We start from the raw sequence: 25,809 nt of genomic DNA, 5'->3' as shown, positions 1-25,809 counted from the left end.
ATCCGCTTGGTCACCCCATGACAGCGACCACAACCCCGTCCTGCACCCGCTACCAGGACATCCACACCGCGATCCCGCTGACGCCCACCCGCTGCCACCCCACCGCCCACTCACACGGATTCACCCCCGCGGCGTCGATCGCGGACCGGATCAGGGCGCGGGCGGCATCGCCGTGCACCGGTGAGGGTTTCGACCACGGTGTGCTGGTCATCGCAGAGGCAGAAGGCCTCCGCACCAATGAACCGATGACCGCCCTGCTCCGCGGCGAACTCCACACGGCCCGGGGGCGGACCCCCATGCACCCCGGGCCGTCCGCGGCACCCTAGAACGAGCGGCTCAGGCGGAGTGACAGGTAGCAGCCGCCGGCGCGGCCGTCCGTGTCGTCGCCCACCGTCACAGATTTGGTCTCATCGACCGTGTCCCAGCCGCCCTGCGGAATGTACCCCCTGCACTGCCCCGAGGCATCGCGCCCGCCATCGCCGTACCACTGCACGTCGAGCCGAATGTCCGAGCGGCCGGACAGGGCGAAGGTGAGGTTGCACCAGCCCGCGCGGTTGTCGGTGTCCACCCGGATGCTGTCGCCGAATGTCTTGTACGTCTTGATCGGGATCGTGTGCGTGCCCTCGTTCTCGCACTGGCTCTCGTCGCTGCCGGGCTCCACCATCCAGGTGTAGGTGACGTTCAGGCCCGCGAGAGTGTTCGACGGGTCGTAGATGCCGAAGGCCAGCTGGCAGCCGCCCGCGCGGTTGTCGGTGTCCAGGCGGATGGTGGAGGTCCAGTCGGGCGCGGTGACCCACCGCTCCGGCGGATTCGTCGGCCCGTCGCACTGGCCGTCTCCGTCGGGGTAGAACCGGACGCCCAGTTCGGGCGCGGCGTTGGCCGAGGACGGCGCCGCGTCGGCCGATGTGGCCGACAGGCCGCTCACCATCAGTAAGCCGACCGCCAGCACGACCGCCCGTCGGGCCGATCTGCTGCCCAGCTTCTGCTTTCTCACGTGTGTCTCCCACGATGTCTTCGGTTGATCCGGAAAAGATGCCGAACCGTGCCACGAGCGTGAATGACCATCAGTGAATTCCCGTTGGTGCGATGGAGCGGAGAGGAACAGAGAGGTACGGAGAGAAAGGGAGGGCAGAATGGGCCCCTCCAAACCGAGGCGCCGCACCGACGGCGCGGCGACGACGCCAAATTATCCAGGGCACATCAGGACAAGCAGTAAGGCCGATACCGGCCAGGTACGGTCAAAATCGGGCAATGCCCGTCCGAAATCAGCGCCACCGGGCCGTACCGGACAACCGTGATCACCGTGCCGGGCCCCTCCGCACGAAGACCTGAGGCCAGCGCCCGATGGGCACGTGATCGCCGCTCACCACGCTTTGGTGCGACGGTTCTCTTCTCACCACACAGCAGCCCCAGCAGGAGGCGGCAGGAGGCGGCAGGATGCCGGCCAACGCCACCGCGCGTGTGCGCATCGCCTGCCCGTCACATGACCTGGAAGCGGCGGAGAGGCTCCGGGTCTCCGGCCTCGGCATCCTGTACCGGCATACCCCGGACGGTACCCCTGGTGACCACCCGCCCCTGATGGCCGGCCGGCCCCACGCCGCGTGGCACTTCGAGCTGACCCGCGGCCCCACACCCCCTCCCCCCACGGACCCGCGTCCGGCACGCGACGACCCCTTGGTGATCCACCTCGACGAACCGGAGCCGGACCTCCTGGCGGAAAGCCTCGAACGACACGGCGGCAAACCAGTACCGGCACACAACCCCTACTGGGACACTCGGGGCGTCGCCGGTGCCGGTGCCAGTGAAGTGGCGGAACTGCACGATCCGCCCGCCCGGGAGCCAGAACTGGAAGCCAGCGGACGTCCTCGCCGCCCTGGAGGTTCACGGGAGTAATGGCGTGCTCGTAGCGGATGCAGCCGGTGACCGGCTCGGAGACAATCCGAGCACGGCGCATCATCACCCCGCGAGCGACCGCGCCGGTGACCAGCCGTACCCACCGCGGCCAGAACGACAGGGGACGGGTCGGGTCCGGCGACGCCGGTGCGCAGGAATTCCCCGTAGTCCTCCTTCTCGTCGCCCACCGCGCAGGAGTCGCGCGTCTCCAGATGGACGGCGCCTTCGCCGGGTGGCGGCCAGCAGCTCAGCGAAGGTCACGGTGCTCAGCGGCACCGCACGCCTCCCACAGGACCGGCACCATACGGGCCGGGATACCGATCACTCGTCCGTGCAGGGGAATCCCCGCCCCGTGCCCCGGGCCCCCGCTCGGTGGTACCGACCGCATTGAGGAGGACGGCGGCCTCCTCTCCCTGGAGGATCACGTGCGCGGTCTCCTCCGCCGCCCACACGGCGGGTGATCCCTCGCCACCCGTGTTCGGGTCCGTCCCGACGAACCGCAACGTCATCGCGGCCTCCCCCGCCGAGTCGACTGCGCACAGTTGCAGACGACCGTCCCGCGCGCCGCTGCCAGCAGTCGAGGTTCTGAATCGGCGGTGAAAAGGGTGTCTCGATTGGCGTTGGATGCGCCTGAGAAAGCTGGTGGCCGGCAAGCCGAACCACGCGCTTGGATGACGCGATGGACGACGACTTCTTCCGGACTCCGGCACATCGTGCGGTTGAACTCGAAGATGCCGAGACCCTTGCCCGCCTGCTCGCGGACGGAGCCGATCCCAACAAGGTCTTCGGACAGGCGACGCTCCTCACCCATGCACTCGATGTGGAGGGGGACGGTGCCCTGCAGAGCCGTCAGCCGCTGACCGTGCACACCACGGCGATCCTGCTTGCTTTCGGGGCCGACCCTGAGCTGCACGACCCGTATGGGGACACTCCCATGGACGTCGCAGAGCGCTACGACCACCAGCCTGCGATCAAGCTGCTCTCAGAGCACATCAATCTGCCTGGCGGCGGCAGCAGATGAGGGCTGCGGCGATACCGGTGAAGGCGAGGAAGTACTCGGCCTTCCGCTCATAGCGGCCGTGCAGGCAGCGGCAGCCGGTGAGCCAGGCCAAAGTGCGCCCGATCACCCAGCGGTGCCGACCGAGTCGGCCACAGGTATCGACGCCGCGGCGGGCGACGCGCGGGACGACCTGGCGACGGCGCAGCCAGTAACGCAAGTGATCAAAGCCGTATCCCCTGCCCGCGTGAAACCTGGCCGGGCAGCGACGCCGGGGACCATCGCGCGCCCGCGCCGGTGGAGTGCCGCGCGGGACGACAGAGGAAGTCCCTCTGGTCCGCGGCCCCTGCGCCGAAGCGGACGGACGTCGCAGGTGTGAGGGCCGGCGTACGCACGCACCGGCTACGTCCTCCCGCGCCGTACCGGCCGCGCCGTCCCCGAGCTGTGCCGTGCGGTGTGGTGCGTCGTCGTCACCGGGCCACCAGCTCCGTGAGGTCGGCGAGCAGCTCGGACGCGGTCACCGGGTCGAGTTCCGCGAAGGCGAGCCTGGACGGCTCCCCGGGCGGGTTCCACGCACTGGGCTGCTCGGACAGCCCTATGAATTCCAGCGACTGCTCGGTGGACACGTCGACGGCGCCGATCGTGAACCCCTCCGACGGACTGACGATGATCCAGCGGTCCTTCGCGACTCGCTTGGACAGCCAGCACTGCACACCCGCGAACATCGGCTCGTCGCGCTCCCAGCCACGCCGTTCCAAGCCGAGCAGTCTGGCGGTCGGCACGGTGACGTTCTCGAACCGCTCCAACCGGTCACCGGCCGCCTCGTCCTCCGTGAGCCGGTGCACGGCGCGGCCGAGCTGCGGGAAAGGCTGCAGGATCTCGTGGCCGGCGAACAGCTCCTCCCACCCCGTCAGCTCCTCGCCGAGGTGGAGCGGGTGCGCCAGCCGCACCGAGGCGTCCCTGGGCAACGAGAACTCCTCGTCCCGTACGTCGGCGAAGGTGCGGTCCTCCGCCACCCGGAACGCCGTCACCGCACCAGCGCCACTGACGGCCGGGGTCCCGTACAAAGCCCTCTCCGAAGCCCCGGTCGGGATGCACAGCCACACCAGCCGCCGCACCAGATGCCACAGCAGGGGATGGGAGACGAACAGCTCGCGGAACTCGCCGGCCGTCCAGCTGCGGCCCGCGACCATCGCGCCCTCCAGCCGGCGCACCTGGTCCGAGGCCACCGTCCGCACATCCTTCTTCAGCGCCATGAACCGCTTGCGTTCCGCCGGCGCCAGCTCGGCGTCGTCGCCGGCACCCGGCTTGGGCAAGTCCTTGCGCCGCTTGCCCTCCCGGTCCAGGACGTACGGCCGCAATTGCTCGTCGAAGCCCACGGTGAAGCGCCGGGGCCCGTAGTCCACGACGGCCGAGCCGCCGGCATCCAGCCCGAAGTCCGGCACCAGCCGGTCGGCGAGCTCCTCGCCGGACAGCCCCAGATCGGCCGCCACCTGCTCCACCTTCTCCTTGGCGCGCGTCTTGAGCGCCTTGAATCTCACCCGCTCGGACACCCCGTGCAAATGCATCAGGGCCACGTCACTGCCAATGGCCGCCAGCACGTCCAGGCCCTCCACGGCCCGCTGGTGCGCTCCCTCACCGGGCCAGTTCCGCAGGACCGGCGCCAGCCGGCGCACCGTCTCATCGTCGCCGAACCACCCCAGGGCATGCAGCGCCCAGCTTCCCCCGGCCGGCATCCCCGACAGCCGCCACTGCTCGAACAAGGACCACGCGAACGCGGCCAGCGACTCGGGATCGCACGCCTCCTTCACCACCTCCACACCCGTATAAACCGCGCCCGGCCGGGAGATCGCCAGCATGGTCAGCACATGGCGCACGGACTCGGCCGGCAGCGCCGAGGCCCGGCCGCGCAGCAGCACCCGCGGCAGCAACCGGGGAGCCGCCCAGGCAGCGGGCTCCGGCATCCTCGACGGCAGCGCGAGCTCCAGACGATCAGCCGACAGCAGGTCACGGACGACCGCGACCGCCCTGGGACCATAACCGGCCGCCGCCTCGAGCACGGCGTCCTTGCCGTGCGTGGCGGCGATGGCCCGCAGCGCGTGCTCCGCGCCGTGGCGGGCAGCACCCGCCGGACCGGCGGCATCGGGCACCAGCAGCACGGCGGCGTCCGCGCCGTGCCGGGCGAACCAGGCGCGGGCCGTGGCCGCCACGGACTTCAGCCGCACGAACCAGTCGGCCATCAGCCGCGCGACCTCCAGCTGCCGATAGGGCAGGAGCAGCCCGCCGGCCACAGCGGGCTGCCGCGCCGCGGCGTGCAGCAGCGCCGGCAGCGCGTCCTCCTCCCATCGGGCGGCCACCGGCTTCAGCTCCCTGACAAGCTCCCACATGTGCTCAGGAGTCCACAGCACCAGCAGCGGCCGGTACGTGTCCGGGCCGTCGGCAAACAGGGCGGCCAGACGATAGTTGTCAAGGCCGGTGAACTGCTCCCGCAGGGTCCGGACGTCGGGATACGGCTCGTGTCGCCGGCGCCGCACCCGCCGCCCGGGCTCCCTGACCGCGGCAGCCCACGCCCCGCGCTCGCCCGGCTGCCACAGCATGCAGGTCTCCTCCCCGGCCACGAGCCCCTTGACCGTTCCCGGCTCCGGCACCGCCCGCCTGCCCGTCCACGGCGGGCTCACCAGCAGCCCGGGCAGCGCATCAGCGGAGGCGTCGGCAGCGGCCGGGCCCAGAAGCTCCCCCACCACCCCGGCAGCCCTGGGCGGGAACCGCGCGAGCCGCGACTCCAGCAGCTCACCGTGCGTGGCGACATGCGCAAGCAGCAACTGGCCCAGCAGAAAGGAATTGCGGCCCGGTGCGGGCGCCGCCCGGCCCGCCAGCAGACGGGCCGCGCGCACCGGATACCGGCGCACCGCCTCCAGCAGCGCCGGACGCACCTGCTTGTCGTCCGCGTGCGCCATCAACAGCTCGAACGCCTCGTCCGTCGGCAGCTCCAACAGGATGCCCGCCTGTTCTTCCGCCGATGCCCCGCAGGAAGGCGTACGGTACCGCCAGATCTCCGCCACCAGCGCAGCAACAGCCGGACCCACGCCCTCGGCGACGGTGGCCGCGGTGGCGAGCCGGCCATCGTAGGCGCACACACCGCCCGCCCGCAGCAGAGCCCGCAACTGCTCCCCGTCGTTCAGCGACTCAAACAGCATGGCCCGCACGACACGGTCCTCCCGGCCGCTCTCCCCCGGATCGGCGCAGCACTCCGCGACCCAGCCGGTCTCGCCCGGAACCAGATACGACACCACAATCCGGCGCCGCGCACCGCCGCGGTGCGCGGCCAGAGCCGCCACCACCTCCCGGTACCGGCCCTCACCAGCCATCGACAGCAGCGCCCGCACCCGGTCGGCGGCACCCCGGCGCAACCACAGCCCCTGCGTCGAGTCGCCCTCGGCCAGGACGGCCAGCCCGGTGGTCCGGCCCCGGTCATCCTCGAGATCGAGCCCGAACAGCTCCACCGCGGCACGGGCCGCGAAGACCAGCCCGTGCCGCAGATACCAGGCATCGGCAACCACGTCGTACAGCAACTTCCTCCGGTCGGTGACCACCGCCACAACCGCCGCACCGACCGGATCCGCCACCCCCTCCAGATAGCGGCGTGCGGCGGCTGCCAGCTGAGGGGCAATGCCCGGGACAGCCCCGCCCAGGACCGTACCGGTCCACTCCTCCCTCGCCACCGCGAGCCGCCTGTCCCAGGAATCGAGAGCCGACTCGTGCGGGGCATGCGAGTACCCGGCGATACCGCCCCAACGCGGCCGGAGCCTCTGCCGCCAAGCAGCGGGCAGCGTGAAAGAGTCCTCGCCGGGTGCCGCCACAGCGACTTCGGCTTTCCCCTCGCCCCCAGCACCCCCCGCGTCCCCGGCGCCCGGCGTGTGACCGGCACCCAGGAGCACGTACCCCTCGTGTTCCTTCTCCCGCACTGCCTCGGCCACATACGCCTCCGCGGCCGCCGCAGAGCCGCAGTCCTCGACCCGCGTACACCCCGGCACACCGGCCTCCCCCTGACGGACAGTCACCACCGCGCCCTCCGACCCGACCTCCCAGAACATGACCGGGCTGTCTTCTCCCCCGCCAGCCAGCTCCCAGCGCCGCACGGCCGCCCCTTCCTCGGACCCACGCCGACCCCAGGCCGGCGCTCCTGTGACGAACCCGCCCCCGACACGGGCAAGACGGGCCTCACAGTAGATCCGGTCACTGACAACCGCCGCCGACAGCCGTGCACCGGGGTCCAGCCAAGGTCAGGCCAAAAGCCACAACGGCTCCCCCGTGAGCCACGAGGTACCGCCCTTCGTACCAGCCCGGCCAGCCCCGAAACCCGCCAGCCCCGAAACCCGCCAGCCCTCCGGCACCACCACCAGCCCCCCCAACGCCACCGCGAGCACGAGCACGGGATCTGGCCCGGTGTATGGCACAGCCCACCGCCTCGAAGCACAAACACCGTTCACCCGCCATACAAACCCCCAACACCTCCCGCACCGCCACCAAGACACCAGGCAACAAAACCCAGTTGCGCAGCCACGTTCCTCCCCACCACCACTCCACACATGACCACACCCAACAACCCACCCACACGGACAGCGGCTAGCGATACCCTTGATCCAAGAACAGGCAAAGCTCCCGTAACTCATCGAGATCGTTCTATCCGAGTCCCTGCACAGGCCGATGACGAGTTCTGCGACCTCCTCGACCCGGACGACGACAGCATCGAACTGCTGGCGCAACACGCCGTTCGGCTGCCGTTTGCGGCGTATCCCATCGGTGAGGAGGAGGGCGGGATCCGATGGTTTCTGCGCCAGGACGTCCTTCTGCGCGACGACGGCGGCATGGCCGTCCTCGCCCGCGGTCGGACGGCCGAAAACCTCGACCGCGTTCACGATCTGATCCCGCGCTGCTGACTCAACCACAATCGCTGACCACGAGGCCCCCGTCCGCCAGGCCTCGCCCGCGGCCTCAACTTTCCGCGGCTCCAGCAGGGCCGACACCAGAGGCCTCTGCACAACCCCATAGCCGACGCAGCACTTCCGCATGACAACGCGCGTCGACATACCGGTCCTGGCATCGCGGCGGATCGCCGCGTACAGATCGACCTCGGACCTCGGCAGCACCCAGGCCCCCTCGTCGCGCCGAGCACGACCATGGTTCCGAGGCATCCAACCGGTGCCGGGAACCTCTGAATTCACTCAAACTCCACGGCACCTGGCCTTGGACTCGCAACGCTCATCCCATGACCGCCTCCGAATACGTACCGCTGGCCACAGTCGCAGCCAGCTTCGTCACGTCCGTGTTCGCCCTGTGGACCGGCCATCGCACCGCCCGCATGTCCTGGCACACGGCCTACACCAGCCCACGTCTGGACGCCGTCACCACCTTCCTGGAGGCCGTGGACGCCTTCGCGAAGGACCCGCAGGGCACCGCCCCGGCCACCGTCCGCATTCCATACCAGAACGTGCGCCTGGTGTTCTTCTCCGAAGACGACCCCGTCACGTGCGCTGAGGCGATCACCAACACCTGTGCCGCGCTGCGCGCCGCCACTCGCACCGACGTCCCCGCCAGCTTCAGGACTTTCGAGCTGCTGGAGGAGCGGGCGGACGGTGACGCCGACGACAGCGACCGCGATCGCGCCCAGCACCGGCAATACCGGGCCGTCCTCGAAGGGGTCAAGGAGATCCAGGCGCTACAGGACGAAGCGCTCAAGGCAGGGGCCCCCGCGCCGCATATCGCCGATCGTGTCGCGGAACTCGCCAAGGCCGCCCCTCCCGGAGTCTTCTCCGATGTGGACACGGTGCGAACAGCAATCGGGAATGCCAAAGCCCGCAACGAGTTCGACACGCGGTACGACCGCGCAGCGGAGGCTTATCGGGTTCTTCTCAAGCAGAGACAGAAGTTCATCGACTCAGTCACGACGCGGCTGCGCAATCCGAGCAACGCCACCACCCACCGACGACCACTCCCACACCGGACTGACCACCAAGGACCACCTCGCAGTGGAGCAGAGACAGAAACCTCTATCGATCCTGATCACTGCGGGGCACCGTGGCGACTCACCGCAGTTCGAGCCCGTTATGGAGGCGATCCAAGTGCCCCGTCTGGGGCCCGGAAGACCACGCAAGCGACCTGACCGAATTCGTGCTGACAAGGCGTACGACTCCCGCCGGAACCGTTCCTATCTGCGCAGACGCGGAATCAAGGCAACCACCCCGGTCCTCGCAGACCGCGTCCGGAACCAGCGGAGGCTTGGCTCCCGAGGTGGACGCCCCCCCGAAGTTCGACAAGACCGACTACTGCGAGCGTCACGTGGTCGAGTGTGGGATCAATCGCCTCAAGAGGCACCGGGCCGTGGCAACGAGATATGACAAGCTCGCCGTCCGCCACGCATTGTCCAAGGTCAAAGTCATCATGGACGTTTGAGCGGTCGGTAAACACGATCTCGCGCCGCGGCCACTTCTCCGGCCGGCCGCCGCGGCGGGTCTCGGCCGCCGGAGTCGGCAGCAGGGGCTCGATCAGGGCCCATTCGGTGTTCGTGGTGTGCGAGGGATAGCGGCGATGACGCATGGCAGTTTGCCCTCCGGGCATTGCCGCGGGCCGGCCACCATCCAGGCGGCCCCGCAACGGGGCAGGAAGAGACGACGAGATCGAGGCGGATGCGGAGCAGGCGGTGGGCTCGCACCTGGCGGGGAAGCCGGGATGTGTTGTACGGCTCGCCACGCACGAGGCGGAGCTGACGGACTTCTACACCAGGCTGGGCTTCACCGTGTCTCCCGACGGCATCGGGATCCCCATGCCCACGGGATTCATCTGCCACGGCCCGATCAAGGGCTTCCGCTTCTCTGTGAAGCCGCTGCGCACCGGCGTCCAGATGAAGGCCATGCCCACCCTGTACGAGCGGCAGCTGGTCCTCCAGGGCGTCCTGCCGCTGCCCCGCTGAGCGGGTGCCCCGGACACAGCAGCGTCGTTGGGCACGGCACCACGTGCATGGACATCCGCCTGCCCAGCCGACCTCGTTGTCAGCGCTCTGTGTCATTATTTCGGGCGCGTCCCAGGTGAGTGGGCCGCGCTCTACTGATTGCCAGGGGGTTGGGGATGGGCACGGGTACGGAGCCGGACGGCTCGTCCAGGTCCGACGAGGAGTGGGAGCGGTTTCTGCGCGAGTCGGTGGCGGGTGTCGCCGACGCGCCCAAGGAGCCGTCGGCGCGGGCCCGCGACGTGGCAAAGCGGCTGCGCGCGGATCCCGGCCGCGGCGTAGAGGGCTGGCGCAGCTACACGCCCGCGCGGCCCAAGCGGCGCACGGGCTGGTACGTGGTCGGGCTGCTGGCCTTGCTGGTGCTGCTCGTGGTGGCGCTCGCGCCGGGGAAGATCGTGGACCTGTTCGCCGGCACTGACTCCCAGCCGCTGGCGGCCGAGACCGCCCGCCCGACCCAGGCACCCCCGGCGGAGGCGGCCCAACAGCCCACCCTGGAGGAGCCGTTCCGCGGCTCGCCGGCGGCGCGCTGGGCGAGCGGAGCGGCGGGGATCACCGTGCCGAAGGCCGGGGCGGTCGGCTGGATGAGCGCGGCCGAGGTCGAGCGGGCCCTCGCCCGCAGCCGAGACTTCCTCGTGGCGTCCGGCCTGGACCGCGGGGTGCTGCGGGGCGAGCGCCCCGAGAAGGCGATTGCACTGATCAACCCGCACCAGAAGGACGTCCAAGACCTTCTGAAAACCGCTTTCCGAACCCCGAGCGAGAAGAACGACCCCCTCCTCCTCTTCAGCCGCTTCCAGCCCTCCCGCACCCAACTGGTCGGCGACGTCGTGAAGACCCGGGGCCGGCTCACCTACCGGGAGGGTGAGCGCGGCGCGCTCCAGGTGACCGCCGACGTCACCTTCGTCTACCCGGTCACCCGCGCGGACGCGGGCGGCGACGACGAGATCGTGCGCACGATCGTCCGGCGCGAGCTGATCCTGAGCTGGGACGACCCTGACAAGGTGATCACCGAGCCGGGCACGTTCTCGATCGTCTCGTACAAGTACGACATGACCAACGGCGGCTGCGGCGCCCCCACGGGCTACTTCACCCCGCCCTTCGGCACGGACCGCCAGGCGGACGAGGCCGGCACGGAGGTCGACCCGTACGACCGCAGCGCGCCGGTCGGGCGGGCCGAGTCCTCTGGGGACGAGTGCGCGAGGGCGACCCGGTCCTAGCGGGCGGCACTCGGTGGCGGCCACCCCAACCCCCAGGGCTATGAACATCCAGCCGCCGATCCGCTCCCAGCGCCGACGCCAGGCCGGTCGGCCAAGCACCGTGCGCAGCCGGGCAGCGACATACACGAGCGCCAGCCAGCAGACGACGCCAATCGTGATCGAGCTGCGCCGAGTCAGCCACGTCCAGTACGCAGCACCTGTCCCGTCTCATTTGATCTTGCCCGTGGCCGAGACTGTGATCAGGGGTGATGCAAAGAGGGCTGAGACGGATCTTCGACGGAGTCTCAGCTGGTGTTGTCTCTCAGCAGCACTTCCACAAGGTTGTCTCACTTGATGTTGTCCGTCAGTCGTCTTCGACCGCTGCGCGTCGACGGAAGGCGGCTTGGCGGCAGCGCCCTGAGCAGTGGCGAGCGTCATGACGTCGGTCGGTGCCAGTTGTCCAGGTGACCCCTCAGACTGGCCCCATGTCTGTTCAACCCCATGGTGAAACGGAGCGGGTCGCAGCGGCCTGGCAGGCCCTGACCGCGTGGCTCACCGAGAACGCCCCAGTCTCCCACGCCTCCCTCCTGCCGCCCGGGACGGAGGAGGAGATAGCCACCGCCGACTCCCGGCTGCACCGTCGCCTCGGCTACGGGCTGCCCGCGGAGCCAGCCGCACTGTGGCGGCTGTGCGGCGGTGTGCGGCACCAGTTCATCGAGGCGGACGAGGAGGGCGAGGTCGATCCGGCGCGTTCCTGCCCGGCGGAGTGATCTTCTCCCCCGCCGAGGCGCTGGGCCTGAGGCTCCCCGCAGACGGCCGGCGCGACGGGTGGGGCGGAGCCCAGGTGGTCCCGTGGCTCACCCGGGACGAGGCAGAACCCTTGCACGGCCACTACGCCGGTGACGACGGCGTCGGACGGTGGAACCTGGTGGACGAACCGGTGTCGAAGCCCGAGTACCCGTCGGTCACGGCCTACCTCGAAGCCGTCCACCGCACCCTGACCGAAGGCCCCGCAGACCTGATGGGCCCCGATGTGCCCGGCGTCGTGTGGGGCTGCCTGATCTGGGACGACCCCGAAAGCCCGGGCCTGGACGACGCTTTCAAGCACTGGACGCCAGTCCACTGAGCACCAGGGCCCTCACCCCCGAAACCTGAAGGGGTGAGGGCCTGGCCATGGTCTACCGGTCAGGCCTTCGCCATCGTGCAGACGAGCTCTGCCGGGCGCCCAATCCGAGTGACAACAGGCTTGCCTATGTGGCGCCTATCGCGCGTCGGCTCGGGCCCCCGCCAAGTACGACTCTCGGAACCCTCCGACTACGGCGCTCAGTCACACCTCCGGGCGACACTCCGGGCGCCGGCTCAGCCCACGAATTCGAACAGACACATCATTTCAGCCATGGTCAGACCTGACTTCCCCGCAGCCCTGCTCGCCGCACAGCAAGAACTCCACGAAACCACCCCCGCACGGTCGACCCTGTACGACCGCCTGACCAGGTCGGTCGAAGCACACGGCGGCTTCAAGGACCCGGACATCTGGCGCCCGCGGGAACCTCCCGCGAGCGAGGGCTGGCCCCAGGAAGACCAGGCATAAGTACAGCGGCAGCTGGAGCTGGAGCTGGAGCTGGCCAGCAGCGTGTCGACGCACGCCTTCTGGACCACGCTGGAGGGACCGGCCCGCGTCACGGCACGGATGATGATCAAGCACGCCCGCGACACACCCGTCGCATAACGGTCACAGACACCGTCGGCCCCGACGATCCGGAGCCGGACAGGCCTGGCCCGCCGGAGTGGGTCGCCCTGCCCGACAGCCAGAGCGCGACCGCCCAATTCAAAGGCACCGGCTTGGCCTTCCTGTCCAACGCCAAGAGCCGCTGTGGGAGCTCACTCCCGACAAACTCCATGCCTTGGCCGACCTCGGACTCGAATGGGCACGCTGAACAGGCGGTGCGGCCCGGCGGACCGACGCGGATCGGTGGAGGCCGGGGTCCAAGGCGCGGTCTCCCCCTCCCACCTGAACATCTGCCATGGACAGACTCGGCCGGCCACGTATCGCGCCAACGGTACTGCCGACCACCGCCCGCTCCTGACGGAGAGGCGCCTCCGGAAGAGGACATCCTCTCCGGCGCCAGTTCGTGTTGAAGTCCTGACAGTACCGTCACCATAAGTTTCTCAGTTGTTCATCTGGCGCCGCCAACGTCCACGCACGTGGAACACTCCCCTTTTCTTCCTCCAGCGCTGAGCGCGGCGACGCGTCGACGCTTCCTCACAGTCACGGGTGCCGCCGCCGGGCTCGCTCTTTCCGGCATGCTGCCCGGGATCAGCCCCGCCACCGCCGCGACCACCTCCGCCACCAAGCAGGACCCGTTCACGCTCGGAGTCGCCTCCGGCGACCCGCTGCCGGACGGTGTCGTGCTGTGGACCCGTCTCGCCCCTGACCCGCTGGCGCCCTTCGGCGGCATGGATCGGCGGACCTACTCGGTCCAGTGGGAGATCGCTGCCGACGAGCGCTTCAGCCGGGTGGTCCAGCGCGGTACGGCGAAGGCCTCACCCGAGTACGGCCACTCCGTCCATGTGGACGTCCGCGGCCTCCAGCCTGCCCGCGACTACTACTACCGCTTCCGCACCGGCGGGTTCGTCAGCCCGGCCGCCCGGACGAAGACGGCTCCGGCGCCGGACCAGCTGCTGCCGAGCATGACTCTCGCCTTCGCCTCCTGCCAGGCCATCTGGGAGGGCTGGTTCACCGCCCACCGCGACCTGGCCGCCCGCCACCACGACGTGGTGCTGTTCCTCGGCGACTACATCTACGAGTTCGGCAACGACCGCGGCGTCCGCCCCGGCGACGACGACCCGCTGCGGACCCGTCAGACCGTCACCCTGGACGAGTACCGCCAGCGTTACGCGTACTACAAGACCGACCCGGACCTGCAGGCGGCGCACCACACCGCCCCGTGGATCGCGGTCTTCGACGACCACGAGGTCGTCGACAACTGGGCCGACCGGTACGCCGGCAGCACGCCCCCCGACGAGTTCCTGGTCCGGCGGGCCAACGCGTTCCGCGCCTACTGGGAGAACCTGCCGCTGCGTGCACCGCAGTTCCCGACCGGCCCCGAGATGCAGCTCTACCGCCGCCTGCGGTACGGGCGGCTGGCTGAGTTCTCCATGCTCGACACCCGCCAGTACCGCAACGACCAGGTGAACGGCGACGGCATCAAGGCGCCCAACGAGGCCACGGCCGACCCCACCCGCTCCATCCTCGGCTTCCCCCAGGAGAGATGGCTGCTCGACGGCCTCACCGCGTCGCAGTCCACCTGGAACGTCCTCGGCCACCAGACCGCCATCACTCTCCTCGACACGGTCTCCGGCCCCGGCGTGGGCGTCCCGATGGACGCCTGGGACGGGTACAGCGCATCGCGCGACCGCCTCCTCGGCGGCATCGACGAGCGCGGCATCCAGAACGTGGTGAGCCTCGCCGGCGACCTGCACCGCACGGTGGTCAGCGACCTCGCGCTCGACTTCACCGACCCGGACTCGAAGGTCGTCGCCACCGAGTTCGTCGGCACCTCCATCTCCTCGGCGCGGGACGGCGAGGACCTGGACGCCGGCGGGCGGGTGCTGCTCGAGGAGAACCCGCACATGAAGTTCGGCAACTTCCAGCGGGGCTACGTGAGTTGCGAGATCACGCCGGACCGCTGGATATCCGAGTTCCGGGTCTGCGACCGGGTCACGGTGCCCGAAGGCACCATGAGCACCCGCACCAAGCTCGCCGTCGAGAGCGGCGTCGCCGCCGTTCAGCAGGCCTGAGAAGAGGAACGACCATGAACAAGACCCTGACCGCCGCCGCGGTCGCGGGCGTGCTGACCGCCGGCGTGACCCTCGCCACTCCCGCGGAGAGCGCCGTCGCCGCCCCGGTCGGCAAGGCCCGCTCGAACGTCGTGATGTGGGCCTCGCCCGCCGCGGTGTCCGCCAGCGAACTGCCGTGCCTGCCCACCTCGATCTCGGTGACCCTGACCAACACCGGCACCGAACCCGTCTTCGCGGACGCCACTCTCAAAGCCGAGGCGCCGCTCGTCCTCTCCGACACGCTCTTCCAGACATACCTGCCGCCCAACAACCCGGCCCAAGCGGTGACCAAGTCGTTCGGCGTTCTCGTTCCGCGCGGGACGAAACCGGGGACGTACGACGTCACCGTGACCAGCGGCAAGCAGAAGGAGGTCGTCCCGGTCACGGTCCAGCCGATGCCCGAGCGCGGGCCCGGGGCCAACCTCGCCTACGGCGAGCAGGCCATCGCCTCCTCCACGCATGGCAACTTCACGCTCTGCGGCGCCGTCGACGGTGACAAGGACCAGAGCCATTGGGACACCCTGACCGGCTGGAACGACGGTACCCGGGACGTCTTCCCCGACTGGTACGGCGTGGAGTGGCCGACGGTCCAGACGGTCGACCGGGCCGAACTCTGGACCAAGACGCCCGCCGCCACGAACGGCATCCGGGACTTCGACATCCAGGTCCGTGACGGCGACACCTGGCGCACCGTCGCGCAGGTCGTGGGCAACGCCGAGGAGCATGTCGTCACCAAGTTCCCCGCCGAACAGACCGACGCGGTACGCGTCTTGATCCACTTCGCCCGCAGCAACTACTCGCGTCTCGTCGAACTCGAGGTCTACGGCCCGCAGTAGAAATCCGAGCACGACGCCGGGGCGTCCCGTCTGTTGGCCCAACGGGCTGGGGCGTCCCGGCGCCCGTACTCGGCGTCTTCCCCAGGAGGCGGAACCAGAGAACTCGGATCCCCTCATCACTCCGGCATCACCCGCTGCAGACCGCGCGAGTCCGGGAAGCGCGTTATCGAGCGACCTGGGGCCTCCCCCGAGAGACCGGGACAGGGGTGCCGCAGGTCGAGTCTGCGTTCAAGACGATCAGGAGCCAGTTCTCCGGGCGCATCGCCCCGCTACTGACGGAGCAGATGCCCGAGTGGCGAGAGGCACTGATGCCTCTCCACGGCGAGGTACCCGTGGAGCAACGTACCGGCATCGGAGCTCATGTGAGGTCGGGTCGAGCAGGGACTCGGCGGATCGGCCGGTTCCTGATCGCGTGCGGTGTCTTCCTCGTACCCTGGTTGTGCCTGATCGCGACGGAACTGCCGACCAGTTCGGCTGCCGCACACTGGCGGGTGACCTGGGTCGTCATCGACGCCCTGGGGGCAGGCGGACTGATCGCCCTGGGCACGCTTCTGGCCCGTGGCAAAAGGACCCCGAACCGTTCGCCACAACCCGACGCAGCCTTATCCGCAACCTCGCTCAGAACGCGGAAATCAGGGTGACCGTCGCCAGCGAGGGCAAACCCAGAGCGCTCAGCTCGGGCGCGGATTTCGCGACGTACCGCATCATGCAAGAGACGCTCACCACTGTCACCAAGCACACCTCCGCAGACAGAGCAGAGATACGGCTCACATACACCGCCGGCCCGGTGATGGTGGCCGTTACGAACAATGGCGCGCCCACGGCTCCCCCTCCCCCACGCCGAAACGGCACTGCCCGGCCCTTATCGCGATGAGTGCGCCCAATACTCCAGCCGTAGAACGTGATCTTGCTGATCGGGCCGCTGCATCCGCACCATCCACAAGCTTCCCTTCCACTGCTACGGCTCCCCGCCGCGCGTCCCTTAACCATGGGTTCGCAATTCGAGAAGCTCCGGGGCAAGGATGGTGATCGTGTGGCGATTGACCTCGATCAGGCCGTCCCGGCGGAGCCGGGAGAGTGCACGGTTGACCGTCACCCTGGTGACACCCAGGAGGTCGGCCAAGACCTTCTGGGTACCTGGCAAGGAGATGCATCCCCTTGCATCTGATGCGGCCTCGTTCAGCAGCCAAACCGCCAGCCTGGCCTCTGCGGGCATTGTCGCAGTGATGGTGATCTTTTCTTGGTGACTTCGCGCTTGGCTGGCGAGAACGCGCAGTACATGCCTACGGACAGAAGGTGCATCGTCAATTACGTTCAGGAAGCGGTCACGCGGCAGCATCCGTACCGAACACGGCGTGAGCGAGGTGAGGGTGGCGGTGTGTCCGTGGCCATCGATCACGGCAACCTTGTCGAGCGCGCAAGGGCCGGCCCACTGGCCGAAGCGGACGACCCGACCCGAACGCGTGGTAGCGGTGGCGGCCACCCGACCACGCAGCAGCAGCACGAGATGCGACGCAGGATCACCTGCATTGCGCAGCGCATGTCCGGCTGGGTAGCCGCGTGCAAGCGAATCATCCCAGAGGGTGCGCAACTGGTTGTCCGACAACCCGGCCAACAGCGGAATCTCGCTCAGTGAGCGCCACTCCGCCGCAGCTGCAGTATCGCCTGATACAGATCCCGGCATCCTCAGAACCTACCCTCGGGCGCATGCTGATCGTCGAACTTGTATTCACCGCCACCTCAGAGCGCCTCGCGGCACGCCCCGCGCATCGTGTACTCCTCCAGCGCCTTCATGAAGAGGGCCTTCTCGTCACCGCAGGTCCGTGGGCAGACGACACAGGTGCGCTACTTGTTTTCGATACGGAACGTGGGGAGCTGGACCGCCTGCTTGAAACCGATCCGTACTACCGCACGCCCGGAGTCGAGGTGCTCGGCGTCCGCGAGTGGGCGCCGGTGGTCGGTCGGGAACGGCTGATTCACGACCACGCTTGAGCGGCGGCTTGTGGCCGGTAACGGCTGGCCTGGGCCCGGGCCTGATGACGGCGTCGCCAGACGGACCAGCCGAGCCGGTGGGCCGCGTCGCGCACGGGCCACACGACGAACGCCGTGAACAGCCGCTGGATCTCGTTGCAGGTGAGCGGGACCACTCCGTCCTGGGCGGGGCCGGCCCGGCTGGTCACTTGTGCAGGCGCCGACTGCCGGCTCCTGTGGCTGATGCCGATTCGGGTGTTCTTCTCACCGTCGTGCCCGAGGTAAGGGACAGTCTCGGGCCGGCCGGATCGTCCGCTGTCCAGGCAATCGCCCCCTCGGGACGTTCTCGGCGGAGCCGTACAGCGGAGCCGAGGGGCGGCCTCCCGTCCCTGCGCGCAGCGGGGCGGGAGGCTGGAGTCGGCCCTTGCGGCGTGAACCCGCTCAACGCAACGCCGCCTTTGCCGCCCGGGACGCCACCCTCGGGCTTCGGCGCTGATGTCGGTCGGACATTCTCGGGTTATGACGGTCGCCCGCCGAACTGCCAGTTGTGCACCTCAATGTCGGCGTACCGGCCCGCGGTCAGGATGGCGCGGGCCGTGTCCGGGTCCGGCGCCCGGACCAGTGCCGCCGTGCCGAGCCAGGTGGCGCCGTCGTCGGACAGCAGCGGCCCGTAGGCGATCAGGTCATCCCGGACGGGCGGTGCGGCGAGGTCAGCGGCCTGCCCCGTGCCGAGGCCGATCACCAGGTACCGGTTGCCGCCGGCCCGGCCGCCAGGGAAGTCCCACATGGTGCGGCCCAGGGTGTTGCGCCACCGTCGCAGGAGTACGTCCCGGTAGACGCCGGCCTGGTAGTTCGGCTCGTCAAAAGCGAAGGCGCGGGCAGCGGCTGGATCGGGCAGGTCGAGCATGTGCACGCTTCCGGTGGGGGTGTCGCCGTCCTCGGCGAGGGTCGGGCCCCGGGCGATCATCTCCTTCGCGTACTGGTCCATATATGACCAATGCTCTTCCAGTAGCTCGTCGCGCAGTGGCAGGGAGCCGGGCCGGTCGCGGTGGTAGCAGAGGAACTCCATGTCTATAGGATCTCTTCAAGGAGATCATCAGAGCGAGCGAGTTTCACTGTGATGACTGTTCCGCAGCACCATCCGGAAGCACGCGTGCCGTGCCGATGCCGAGTAGCTGATGGCTGACGTCTCGTCGATGCCGGTGACGGGGGCGAGGGCTTCTTCAGGCTGGCGGTCGGCTCGGAGCCGTTCGAGGGTGGCGGTGAGGTTGCGGGTGACCCGGGTGGTCCACGGCATGCCTGCCGGGCCGAGCGAGGCGGCGGTCTTCTGGGTGATCAGCAGGCGGGCTGGCTGTGCCCGGCTGACGGCTGCGGCGGGCAGTCGAGCCAGTCCGGGACAGCACGGCGGGTAGGTTCGTCGAACGGGGCGGATCAGGCCGCACCACACCGCCGAACTTTGCTCACCGTGAGTCGCCGCTGGTGCTGTCAGTGTTGGTCGCGGTCCGGAGCGCGGGGGTGGGATCGTCCAGCGCATGGTTGTCCGGCCTTCGAGGTCAGGTTGAAGAGCCACGGGACAGACCTGCCCGGAGCGGCGTACACCGCGATGTCTCATTGCGTGGTCGCCGCTGGTCCCGGTTGATCCCCAGGACCGGGCTTCCTTGCGACTTCGGTGGCGCCGAGATGTGAAGGGGGTGGGTCTGGCTCCCGCGTGCCCCGGCACACGGGGAGACACGGCAGTCGAGTGCGCCTTGTGAGCGGCCAGTAGACTCGACGGCTGTGGCGGACACCCAGTACGAAGACCTGTTGCGGCTGGTACTCACCTCCGGGACGGCCAAAGCCGACCGGACGGGCACTGGCACCCGAAGTGTCTTCGGGCACCAACTGCGCTACGACCTCTCGCAGGGGTTCCCACTGATCACCACCAAAAAGGTGCATCTCAGATCCATCGTGTACGAACTGCTGTGGTTCCTGCGAGGCGACTCGAACGTCGGCTGGCTGCATGAGCACGGCATCACCATCTGGGACGAATGGGCCGACGCGAACGGCGAGCTCGGTCCGGTTTACGGCGCACAGTGGCGTTCTTGGCCCGCCCCGGACGGTAGGCACATCGACCAGGTCAGCAAGGTTCTCGACACTCTGCGCCGGGACCCGGACTCCCGCCGGATGATCGTCTCCGCCTGGAACGTCGCCGAGCTGACCAATATGGCTCTCGCGCCGTGTCACGCCTTCTTCCAGTTCTACGTCGCCGACGGCAAGCTCTCCTGCCAGTTGTACCAGCGCAGTGCGGACCTGTTCCTCGGCGTCCCGTTCAACTTCGCCAGCTATGCCCTGCTCACGCACATGGTGGCGCAGCAGGTCGGCCTCGAACCGGGTGACTTCATCTGGACCGGCGGTGACTGCCACATCTATGACAACCATGTCGAGCAGGTGACCGAGCAGCTCTCGCGCACCCCGTTCGAGTTCCCGCGGCTGCGTCTGCGCCAAGCCGACTCGCTTTTCGAATACGTCTACTCCGACGTGGAAGTGCTCGACTACCAGCACCACCCGGCCATCAAAGCCCCGGTCGCCGTGTGAAGTCGGCCTGATCTGGGCGCAGAACGTGGAATTCGCTGCCTCCGCGATCCGGCCCGCTGTCCGGCAGACGCAACATCGTGGTGACCCGTGCCCCACAAGTGGGCGGCCAACAGCGCCTAGCCGGGTACATCGCCCAGGCCCTGGAACTTGCCGCCGAGCCGTCGGAGCCGGCGGCTGCCCCTGCCAAGGAGCAGCTGGTGAACATGCGGAGCGTGGCGTGGGAGAAGGCGCAGGCCTTGTTCTCATCGTCGGCCGCGAGGACGCCGACGCTGACCATGACGTAAGGCTCGGCGAGAGCGGGTGAGGGGGCGGAGCCGCTCGTGATACAGCTCGACAGCGGGGACGGCGTTCTCGGGGCGAGGTGATCGGCGAAGGCCAGGGGCAGCACGAGGTATCGGTTCCTGAACGACGGTTCAGGCTCAGGCGCGCTGCGCCCAGTGCGCGTCCAAGCGGTCAGCCAGGCGGGCGGCGGTGAAGGCGGCCTCCAGTTCGTCGCGGCCTTCGGTGAAGTGGGCCCGGCGTCGTGGTGAACCGCGACGACGCGGCAGGCGCCGAGGATCCGGGCGGCCTCGGCGGCCTGCGCGCTGTCCAGGGCGATCAGATCGCCCGACCCCCGTCGTCGCGGACGCTCTCGACTACCACGACAAGACCACCACCGGGGTCCGCAACGAGACCGGGTGGACATCGAGCCGATGCGCCCCGGGGAATCACACAAGGTCAACAACAGGCTGGGGTCCTCGGGGAGCCGCCGACAGCTGAAAACAAGCCCACCACTGTCGGACCCCAAGTCGAGGCAGCCGTTGATGGGACGCGCCCTCCGGTTGCACAAAACCGCTCGCAGTTGGCAGCCAACGGCACGATGCTGTCACGATGCCTGCAGAGACCGCTTACCACGACGAACTCGGCGACTACTTCGCGAAGAACGCCGACACCAGCCCCTACAACGCGCACACCGACCGGCCCGCGATGCTCGCACTTGCGGGGGACGTTGCCGGGCCAAAGGTTCTCGACGTCGGCTGCGGGGCCGGGCACTACGCGGCCGAACTCCTGGCGGGTGGTGCCGAGGTAGTCGGAATCGACGGTAGCGCGACTCTGCTGAGTCACGCGCGGGAGCGATTGGGCGACCGGGCCGAACTGCGCATGCACGATGCTGAGAAGCCGTTGGACTTCATCGACGACGCATCGTTCGACGGAGTCATGTGCGCGTTGACGCTCCACCATATCGCCGACCGGCCACGTCTCCTCGGCGAGCTACGACGCGTCCTGCGCCCAGGCGGGTGGCTGCTGGTCTCGACGACCCACCCGACGGCTGACTGGCGGAAATTCGGTGGTTCGTACTACGCCGACGACTGGGTTGACCGCCCTCTCGCCGGAGGCCCATTGGCAATCCACTACCAACGCATGCCGCTGGAAACGTTCCTGAACGAGCTGCTGGCCGCAGGATTCATGCTTGAAAGACTCATCGAGCCTCGCCCGAAGCCTGGCCTGCAAGAACTCGACGAAACGGCCTACAACAAACTCCACCAGGCTCCGTGCTTCCTTGCGGTCAGGCTCCTGCGGCCCTGACCTCACGCAGTCCCTGCCTCCCGGCGAACGCGCACAGTCACGACTCCATCTCCCAAGCGCCAGAACTGGAGACACAGGCATATGGGCACCGCGCTGAACCAGCTGCGCGCTGACGACTCCGATGTCCGCGACGAGGACGTGCCCGCCTCTCACTGTTTGTACGGCACCACATCAACATGCTCGGGTGCCATTCGTTCCAGCTCCCCGAGCCGGCCGGCGGCCTGCGCCCGTTGCGCAACAAGGACGCATCGACGACGGGTGATGCGGCAATGCCGTACGGCATCATCGGCTCGTCGTGGCCGTGGCCAACTTGACCAAGGCATACCTGCTGGTCAGCGGCCCAGAAGGGGTTCCGGGAGCCGCCTCGCCCGCCGGGGCCGTGACGGCTTCGCGGCCCCGCCCGTCCCGTGGGCGGGCGACGGTGGGGTGTGGAGGCAGGCGGTCAGGCGATGTGTCATCAGGGTGACGGCGACGATGAAAGGCACGAGAGGGTCATAGCCGCGTGGCTGTGCGGATCAGCCCCGCGAGGGCGAGGGAGCGGCTGTGCGCGGGCCAGGCGATGTGGGTGACGACGGGGGGCGCGTCGGTCAGGGGGACGGCGGTGTGCTCGGCCCACAGCCAGGCGCGGGCGGAGTCGGGGAAGACGGCCACGGTGCGTCCGAGGGCGATCAGCTGGGCCAGCTGCGTCTGGTCGTGGATCTCGGGGCCCGGGCCGGGTGGGTACGTGCCGTCGCGGGACCAACGGGCGAGCGGAAGATCGGGGATGTCGCCGACGTCGGCCAGGGACAGAGTCTTGTGCGCGGCGAGGGGGTGCCCGGCGGGCAGAATAGCGATCTGGCCCTCGGTCATCAGTTCCTCGCTGTCGAACCCGGCGAGTGAGTTGAACGGCGCGTGCATGAGCGCCACATCGGCGCGGCCATCGCGCAGCATCTCTCCCTGCTCGCACGTGCCGCTCGGCAGCACCTCGATCTCGGCGGCGTCGGGCTCGGCCGCGTAGGCGTCGAGGAGCTTGTGCAGCAGCTCGTGGGACGCGGCGGCCTTCACCGCCAGCACCAGGCGGTTGCGGGCGCCGCCCGGGCTGTCGGCGCCACCGGCGCGGCGGGTGCGGCGAGCGGCGGCGGTGGTCGCGTCGAGGGCTGCGCGGCCCTCGTGCAGCAGCATCTCTCCGGCGCCGGTCAGGGCGACGCCGCGGCGGTTGCGTTCCAGCAGGCGGACGCCGAGGCGCCGCTCGAGCTGCTGGATCGCCCGGGACAACGGTGGCTGGGCCATACCGAGGCGCTCGGCGGCGCGGCCGAAGTGCAGTTCCTCGGCGACGGCGATGAAGTACCTCAGCTCGCGGGTCTCCAAGGTGTCCACGGACACAGCATAGCCCGGTGATACCTGCCGGGTATGACAGGGCACCGTGTCGGTATTGGATGCGCCGCTCGTCGGCAAGCGAACATCGACGGCATGGGCGAAGCGAAGTCCGCGTCGGTGGCCGGCGCGGACGTGGAGTGCCGTTGGCGAACGGCGCACCACGTGGAAGACAGCCCTCTTGCAGTATCCGGCTCAGCAGGAAAGACACAGGCATGAACACACTCTCCGCTCCACTGCCCGGCGGCACCTGGCCCCTGGGCGATCTGACCGTCACCCGCTTCGGCTACGGCGCCATGCAGCTCGCCGGCCCCGGGGTCATGGGCCCGCCCGCCGACCACGACGGTGCGCTCGCCGTCCTGCGCGAGGCCGCCGCCCTCGGGATCACCCATATCGACACCGCCGGCGCGTACGGACCACGCGTCACCAATCATCTGATCCGTGAAGCGCTGCACCCCTATCCCGCGTCGCTGCACATCGTGACCAAGGTCGGCGCGGTCCGCGATCAGCAGGGCGGCTGGTTTCCCGCCCGGCAGCCCGAGGACCTGCGCCGCGCCGTCCGTGAGAACCTTGAGGACCTCGGCCTCGATTCGCTCGACGTGGTCAACCTCCGGCTCGGCGACGCCCAGGGCACCCGGCCCGGCTCGCTCGCCGAGCCCTTCGAGGCCCTGGTCGAACTCCAGCGGCAGGGCCTGATCCGACACCTTGGAGTGAGCAACGCGACGGCGGAACAGGTCGCCGAGGCGCAGACGATCGCGCCGATCGTGTGCGTCCAGAACATGTACAACCTCGCCTACCGCCAGGACGACGAGCTGATCGACGATCTCGCCGAGAAGGGCATCGCCTACGTGCCCTTCTTCCCGCTCGGCGGCTTCACCCCGCTGCAGTCCACGGCGCTTTCCGCCGTGGCCACCCGGCTGGATGCGACCCCGATGTCGGTCGCCCTGGCCTGGCTGCTGCGGCGGTCGCCGAACATCCTGCTCATCCCCGGCACCTCGTCGGTGGCGCATCTGCGCGAGAACGTCGTCGGCGCGGGACTCTCATTCTCCGACGAGGAACTCGCCGAGTTGGACAACATCGGCCACTAGCAGGACGCAGCCCGGCCCCCAGCAAGGCCAAGGGGCGGTGGCGAATGATGTGGTGCGGGTCTCATTGCTGGTGACCGAGGGGCGTGTTCACACATGCTGCTGCGCGGTGGCGCCATCGAAGGCGGCTCCACCGCGCCAGGGTTGAAGTTCTGCGTGAGAGACGGGATCCACTCGCCGGGCTGTGGTCGCGGTCGGTGGTGAGGCTTTTCAGTCGGTCGCGCAGGAACGAGACGACTCCGGCCCGGCGCCAGTGCGCCGACCACCCGGTCGTGTGGTCAGCGTCGGCTGTCGCCGGGCGCGAGCAGGCCCGTGACCTCGGCGATCACCTCCGCCGAGGGATGGAAGCAGCAGACGCCCCCTGCTTCTCCTCGACGGCTGCGACGCGCTGACCCAGTTGGGCGGCGCGGACGGCGGCGACGTAGCCACCGGGCCCGGCACCGAGTACGACCACGTCGAATCGCTCGTCCTGCTCGACCATCGGTCGTTCCTCTTCCATCGGTTCAGCTCCCGCTCTGTTGGCGCGATCAGGCGAGCATGGTGACGACGTCGATGGGGCTGACCAGGGTGTCTCGGATGGGCGAGCGGCTCTCGACGAGGGCGACGAGTTCCTCGAGTTGCTCGCGGGGAGTGTCCGGGGCGTCGATGTGGAGGCGGACGCGCGCCTGTTGCAGGCCCGGGCGGACTGTGGGGTCGATGCCGAGGAATCCGCGGAGGTCGACATCGCCTTCGAGCTCGAGGCGGAAACTCTTCAGCTCCACACCCTTGGCGGCGGCGTTGGCGGCGAGCGTGACGGTGCAGCAGCCGGCGAGTGCCTGCAACAGGTACTCCGCGGGTGAGACGGCCGTGTCGGTGCCCAGCAGCGGGGCGGGTTCGTCGCTCCTCATCACGTAACGCGCGACGCGCTTGTCGTCACGCTCGCCGCCCGCGGTCAGCGGGCCGGTCTGCGCGGTGAGCCGACAGCCGCCCTGCCACGAACCGTTGACCGAGAACGTGGCCTGGCCGAGCTCGCGACGTGGGCCTGGTGGCCGAGGTGCCAGCCGATGGCACTGGAGTTCTCGTGCGGGCGCCAGGTCACCTCGTCCGGGGTGAGGTCTTTCCACAGCTCGTCGGTGCACGCGCGGGCACGGTCGTACTCGCGTAGCAGCGCTTCGAGTTCGCGCATGACTCCACCTGTCGGTGTTGGGGTGAGGGGAAGGGATCGATGCCGAGTCAGGTGCGGGCGGTCTTCTTCGCCAGGCGCCGCGGCGCGATCGCTCCGGCGAGCTGCGCGGGGCCGATGACGGGCTGGGCGAAGCCTGGTGCGCGGGGTCTGCCCGGATGGCTCTGGGAGGGTCAGACGGTGTCGTAGAGGCGCACCTCGGGTGCCGCCTTCAGCAACGGGGACAGGCCGCCGACCACATCGCGGGTGAACAGGTCGCTCGCCAGGTACGCCTTCGCGTCGGCCACCTTCTGAAAGCCATGGAGGGGATTCCGTATATCGCGGGCGTATCGA

General features: G+C 69.2%; 24 protein-coding genes and 7 pseudogenes. 18 read left to right on the top strand and 13 right to left on the bottom strand.

Annotated features, from left to right (window positions below):
• Positions 1-17 precede the first annotated feature (17 nt).
• Positions 18-326, top strand: coding sequence for a hypothetical protein (locus tag ACH4S9_RS44645; RefSeq protein WP_398377303.1), 309 nt, complete (start codon positions 18-20; stop codon positions 324-326).
• Here the strand turns inward: ACH4S9_RS44645 and ACH4S9_RS44640 are convergent.
• Positions 323-994: a hypothetical protein gene (locus ACH4S9_RS44640; RefSeq protein ID WP_358842865.1), complete on the bottom strand. Its 672-nt coding sequence runs from the start codon at positions 992-994 to the stop codon at positions 323-325. The genes ACH4S9_RS44645 and ACH4S9_RS44640 overlap by 4 nt on opposite strands.
• A 797-nt stretch (positions 995-1,791) precedes the next feature.
• A pseudogene (locus tag ACH4S9_RS44635) lies at positions 1,792-2,163 on the bottom strand (DUF6879 family protein); the annotation flags it as partial.
• A gap of 409 nt (positions 2,164-2,572) precedes the next feature.
• Between ACH4S9_RS44635 and ACH4S9_RS44630 the strand changes: the two are divergent.
• A complete protein-coding gene (locus ACH4S9_RS44630) occupies positions 2,573-2,914 on the top strand; it encodes an ankyrin repeat domain-containing protein (protein ID WP_398377301.1) in 342 nt (113 codons plus the stop codon).
• 446 nt (positions 2,915-3,360) lie between these two features.
• Here ACH4S9_RS44630 and ACH4S9_RS44625 read toward each other — a convergent pair whose 3' ends face one another.
• Positions 3,361-6,612: a DUF4132 domain-containing protein gene (locus ACH4S9_RS44625; protein WP_398377299.1), complete on the bottom strand. Its 3,252-nt coding sequence runs from the start codon at positions 6,610-6,612 to the stop codon at positions 3,361-3,363.
• A gap of 867 nt (positions 6,613-7,479) precedes the next feature.
• On the opposite strand from ACH4S9_RS44625, the gene ACH4S9_RS44620 reads away from it, so the two are divergent.
• The 3 genes from ACH4S9_RS44620 to ACH4S9_RS44610 all read left to right on the top strand — a co-directional run bounded on the left by ACH4S9_RS44620 (position 7,480) and on the right by ACH4S9_RS44610 (position 9,288).
• Complete coding sequence (locus ACH4S9_RS44620; protein WP_398377295.1) at positions 7,480-7,830, top strand: hypothetical protein; 351 nt, start codon at positions 7,480-7,482, stop codon at positions 7,828-7,830.
• Positions 7,831-8,159: 329 nt separating this feature from the next.
• Entirely contained in the window at positions 8,160-9,053 is an 894-nt protein-coding gene (locus tag ACH4S9_RS44615; protein WP_398377293.1) for a hypothetical protein, read from the top strand.
• Entirely contained in the window at positions 8,947-9,288 is a 342-nt protein-coding gene (locus tag ACH4S9_RS44610) for a transposase (protein WP_398377322.1), read from the top strand. Before ACH4S9_RS44615 ends, ACH4S9_RS44610 begins: the two co-directional genes overlap by 107 nt.
• Positions 9,289-9,355: 67 nt before the next feature.
• On the opposite strand, the pseudogene ACH4S9_RS44605 reads toward ACH4S9_RS44610, so the two are convergent.
• A pseudogene (locus tag ACH4S9_RS44605) lies at positions 9,356-9,487 on the bottom strand (IS5/IS1182 family transposase); the annotation flags it as partial.
• Between the two features lie 103 nt (positions 9,488-9,590).
• Between ACH4S9_RS44605 and ACH4S9_RS44600 the strand changes: the two are divergent.
• From ACH4S9_RS44600 to ACH4S9_RS44570, 7 genes are all read left to right on the top strand, one after another.
• Positions 9,591-9,860, top strand: a complete 270-nt coding sequence (locus tag ACH4S9_RS44600) for a hypothetical protein (RefSeq protein WP_398377291.1) — start codon at positions 9,591-9,593, stop codon at positions 9,858-9,860.
• A gap of 155 nt (positions 9,861-10,015) precedes the next feature.
• A complete protein-coding gene (locus ACH4S9_RS44595) occupies positions 10,016-11,110 on the top strand; it encodes a hypothetical protein (RefSeq protein WP_311730837.1) in 1,095 nt (364 codons plus the stop codon).
• Between the two features lie 464 nt (positions 11,111-11,574).
• Entirely contained in the window at positions 11,575-11,859 is a 285-nt protein-coding gene (locus ACH4S9_RS44590) for a hypothetical protein (RefSeq protein ID WP_398377289.1), read from the top strand.
• The gene (locus ACH4S9_RS44585) at positions 11,856-12,215 is read left to right on the top strand and encodes a hypothetical protein (protein WP_398377288.1); all 360 of its coding nucleotides are present in this window, start codon (positions 11,856-11,858) and stop codon (positions 12,213-12,215) included. Before ACH4S9_RS44590 ends, ACH4S9_RS44585 begins: the two co-directional genes overlap by 4 nt.
• Before the next feature lie 270 nt (positions 12,216-12,485).
• Positions 12,486-12,680, top strand: coding sequence for a hypothetical protein (locus tag ACH4S9_RS44580; protein WP_398377286.1), 195 nt, complete (start codon positions 12,486-12,488; stop codon positions 12,678-12,680).
• Positions 12,681-13,393: 713 nt separating this feature from the next.
• Positions 13,394-14,890: an alkaline phosphatase D family protein gene (locus tag ACH4S9_RS44575; RefSeq protein WP_398377284.1), complete on the top strand. Its 1,497-nt coding sequence runs from the start codon at positions 13,394-13,396 to the stop codon at positions 14,888-14,890.
• A 14-nt stretch (positions 14,891-14,904) separates the two neighbouring features.
• Positions 14,905-15,765: a hypothetical protein gene (locus tag ACH4S9_RS44570; protein WP_398377282.1), complete on the top strand. Its 861-nt coding sequence runs from the start codon at positions 14,905-14,907 to the stop codon at positions 15,763-15,765.
• Between the two features lie 982 nt (positions 15,766-16,747).
• Here the strand turns inward: ACH4S9_RS44570 and ACH4S9_RS44565 are convergent.
• Positions 16,748-17,449: a Crp/Fnr family transcriptional regulator gene (locus ACH4S9_RS44565; protein ID WP_398377280.1), complete on the bottom strand. Its 702-nt coding sequence runs from the start codon at positions 17,447-17,449 to the stop codon at positions 16,748-16,750.
• Positions 17,450-17,472: 23 nt separating this feature from the next.
• Here ACH4S9_RS44565 and ACH4S9_RS44560 point away from each other — a divergent pair, with 23 nt between their 5' ends.
• On the top strand, positions 17,473-17,757 hold the full coding sequence (locus tag ACH4S9_RS44560) for a YciI family protein (protein WP_311730843.1): 285 nt from the start codon (positions 17,473-17,475) through the stop codon (positions 17,755-17,757).
• Here ACH4S9_RS44560 and ACH4S9_RS44555 read toward each other — a convergent pair.
• The 3 genes and pseudogenes from ACH4S9_RS44555 to ACH4S9_RS44545 all read right to left on the bottom strand — a co-directional run.
• Positions 17,742-17,927: pseudogene (locus ACH4S9_RS44555) on the bottom strand (IS701 family transposase); the annotation flags it as partial. The gene ACH4S9_RS44560 and the pseudogene ACH4S9_RS44555 sit on opposite strands and share 16 nt — an antisense overlap.
• A gap of 326 nt (positions 17,928-18,253) precedes the next feature.
• Positions 18,254-18,805 (bottom strand): YciI family protein, encoded by a 552-nt coding sequence (locus tag ACH4S9_RS44550; protein WP_311730844.1) that lies wholly within the window; start codon positions 18,803-18,805, stop codon positions 18,254-18,256.
• A gap of 27 nt (positions 18,806-18,832) precedes the next feature.
• On the bottom strand, positions 18,833-19,183 hold the full coding sequence (locus ACH4S9_RS44545; protein ID WP_398377278.1) for a hypothetical protein: 351 nt from the start codon (positions 19,181-19,183) through the stop codon (positions 18,833-18,835).
• Positions 19,184-19,512: 329 nt separating this feature from the next.
• Here ACH4S9_RS44545 and ACH4S9_RS44540 point away from each other — a divergent pair, with 329 nt between their 5' ends.
• Positions 19,513-20,310: a thymidylate synthase gene (locus ACH4S9_RS44540; protein ID WP_385343047.1), complete on the top strand. Its 798-nt coding sequence runs from the start codon at positions 19,513-19,515 to the stop codon at positions 20,308-20,310.
• Positions 20,311-20,336: 26 nt separating this feature from the next.
• A pseudogene (locus tag ACH4S9_RS44535) lies at positions 20,337-20,594 on the top strand (hypothetical protein); the annotation flags it as partial.
• Positions 20,595-20,729: 135 nt separating this feature from the next.
• Here ACH4S9_RS44535 and ACH4S9_RS44530 read toward each other — a convergent pair.
• Positions 20,730-20,917 (bottom strand): annotated as a pseudogene (locus ACH4S9_RS44530) (MBL fold metallo-hydrolase); the annotation flags it as partial.
• 263 nt (positions 20,918-21,180) lie between these two features.
• Here ACH4S9_RS44530 and ACH4S9_RS44525 point away from each other — a divergent pair.
• A complete protein-coding gene (locus tag ACH4S9_RS44525) occupies positions 21,181-21,876 on the top strand; it encodes a class I SAM-dependent methyltransferase (protein ID WP_398377276.1) in 696 nt (231 codons plus the stop codon).
• Between the two features lie 90 nt (positions 21,877-21,966).
• Positions 21,967-22,190, top strand: a pseudogene (locus tag ACH4S9_RS44520) (hypothetical protein); the annotation flags it as partial.
• A gap of 178 nt (positions 22,191-22,368) precedes the next feature.
• On the opposite strand, the gene ACH4S9_RS44515 reads toward ACH4S9_RS44520, so the two are convergent.
• Positions 22,369-23,232, bottom strand: a complete 864-nt coding sequence (locus ACH4S9_RS44515; RefSeq protein ID WP_358848936.1) for a LysR family transcriptional regulator — start codon at positions 23,230-23,232, stop codon at positions 22,369-22,371.
• A 212-nt stretch (positions 23,233-23,444) separates the two neighbouring features.
• Here ACH4S9_RS44515 and ACH4S9_RS44510 point away from each other — a divergent pair, with 212 nt between their 5' ends.
• Positions 23,445-24,317 (top strand): aldo/keto reductase family oxidoreductase, encoded by an 873-nt coding sequence (locus ACH4S9_RS44510; RefSeq protein WP_385343038.1) that lies wholly within the window; start codon positions 23,445-23,447, stop codon positions 24,315-24,317.
• A 361-nt stretch (positions 24,318-24,678) separates the two neighbouring features.
• On the opposite strand, the pseudogene ACH4S9_RS44505 reads toward ACH4S9_RS44510, so the two are convergent.
• The 3 genes and pseudogenes from ACH4S9_RS44505 to ACH4S9_RS44495 form a co-directional block, all read right to left on the bottom strand.
• Positions 24,679-24,795 (bottom strand): annotated as a pseudogene (locus ACH4S9_RS44505) (FAD-dependent oxidoreductase); the annotation flags it as partial.
• A gap of 46 nt (positions 24,796-24,841) precedes the next feature.
• Positions 24,842-25,201, bottom strand: coding sequence for an OsmC family protein (locus tag ACH4S9_RS44500; protein ID WP_398377274.1), 360 nt, complete (start codon positions 25,199-25,201; stop codon positions 24,842-24,844).
• A 44-nt stretch (positions 25,202-25,245) separates the two neighbouring features.
• Positions 25,246-25,479, bottom strand: a complete 234-nt coding sequence (locus tag ACH4S9_RS44495; RefSeq protein ID WP_398377273.1) for a DinB family protein — start codon at positions 25,477-25,479, stop codon at positions 25,246-25,248.
• Between the last annotated feature and the right edge of the window lie 330 nt (positions 25,480-25,809).

The sequence above is a fragment of the Streptomyces sp. NPDC021225 genome, from assembly GCF_044332865.1.
Lineage (GTDB): Bacteria > Actinomycetota > Actinomycetes > Streptomycetales > Streptomycetaceae > Streptomyces.
Note: the sequence above shows the minus strand (reverse complement) of the source record. Positions and strands in the feature narration are given on the sequence as shown.